Here is a 1,687-nt window from a genome sequence, read left to right as displayed (position 1 = left end):
AGAGCACGCAGGCGACATTTTCCAGACCGTCGCCCAGATCGATTTCAACCCGTGACTCCCGACATCCACACAGACACTATCGACGCTATTGGCGCCAATGACAGGGGACGAAGTGTGGGGCTTAGGAATGCCGCCGGGCAGATCGAGTTTGATGTGCTGGTCGGTCCCCACGGTTCAGGCAAGAGCATCGCCCTGCGCGATGAAGCCCTCGACATCCCCGGTCTCTATCTGTTTTGCCTTCCCACCATCCCGTTGATCGAGGAACAGGCGAAGGCGTTCCGTAGCCTTCGACCAGACCTGACGATCATCGAGGCTCGGTCCGGTAAAGGCGGCGGCAGGGGCAAAATTCAACGGCAGATCGAAGACAACCGCGACGCCCTTGCGGCCGCTGGAACGAAGCACGCGATCATGTTCATGACCCACGAGTCGATGATGGCGGGCGACCTCTCTAGTTTCACAGACTGGCATGTCCGGATCGATGAAGTTCCGAACGCTATTCAGACCGGAAAAATCTCGATCAGCACTAACCAGTCGAGGAATTTCTTTTCGTCCTCGTTTGATCTGAAAACTGGTGGCGGTTGGTCACAAGCCCTCCTCAAGGACTCGGCTGGAAATTGGCGAGAGCAGGCCGGAGATTCCCTGATTTCCCAGCAGGCCGAGTTCTTCAAATACGCGGCCCGGCCTCAGGGCGTCTACGTGAACGTCTCGGACTGGAAGGGTGCCAAGACCGTCGAATGGTTTGCCCTTTGGTCTCCTACATTCCTTGCGGATGTTCGGTCACTGAAGATCGCAGCGGCGGCCTACCTCGAGAGCCTAGGTGCGAGAGCGTGCTTGAATTGGTGGGACACGGACATCGCGATCAACGAGATCAATGTGCCTGAGCCACCGGTGCCTCGATCGGGTGAGCCGTCGATCCGAATCCACTACTTCACGGAAGGCCATGAGGGGACGACCGCCCTATGGGGAACGAGCGAGGGCCGCCAACTCATCAAGCCGATTTGCGACTATCTGGTCGAGAACGTCGCAGGGCTCGGATATTGGTCTGGAAATAAGGAGGCCACCAACCTCATGGAGTGGCGCGTCGGCGGCTTGCTTACCCTGCCGAAAGTCGCCGGTAGCAATAAATACCGCGCCCTCAAAAGCTGCGCCTTCATCTACAGCAGCAAGCCTCAGGACACCGACAAGCCGCTGATGGAATTGTTCGGGCTGACCGAAGCCGACATTCTCGCCGCTCGTGAGGACGAGGACATCCACCAGTTCGTCATGCGTGGCGTGATCCGCAACGAGGCGTATGAGGGCGACTACGACATCTACCTTTATTCGCGACGGCAGGCCGAGGCTCTAGCGACCAAGTTAGAACCGATCGCGAGATCGGTGGAGGTGATCGGCGTGGAAGAGGCGGGCATCCTCTCAAAGAGGATTGAAAAACCAGAGGATGAGCCGAAATCGGCAAAAGCCAAACCGCTGGTCCTCGGAGCCAAGGGCACTCGGATGATCAATCCGAAGTCTGAACAGCGTCGGCTTCAACGCAGAAAAAAGTCCGGGTTGATTGTTGGATGATCAATGCTATGTGGATCGGCGTGGAAAAGGGACCCCGTTAGCGGGGTGATCGGCGTCGAATAAGGACCCCTCATTCCTGATGTCTAACGATGGCTGCTTGGCGGATGTCAGGCGGCGAGTTCGGGAT

Annotated in this window: 1 protein-coding gene; it reads left to right on the top strand. The window is 57.7% G+C overall.

Features of this window, described 5'->3' with window-relative positions; translation table 11 throughout:
- Window positions 1-1,560 (top strand): hypothetical protein (locus ACP7AB_RS16840; protein WP_426046205.1); only part of this gene is annotated, 1,560 nt, incomplete at its 5' end.
- Window positions 1,561-1,687 lie beyond the last annotated feature (127 nt).

Origin of the sequence: Brevundimonas sp. TWP3-1-2b1 (genome assembly GCF_049896165.1) — a bacterium.
Classification (GTDB): Bacteria; Pseudomonadota; Alphaproteobacteria; order Caulobacterales; family Caulobacteraceae; genus Brevundimonas; species Brevundimonas subvibrioides_B.
The sequence above is the reverse complement of the archived record's forward strand: the minus strand, read 5'-3'. Positions and strand labels throughout refer to the sequence as shown.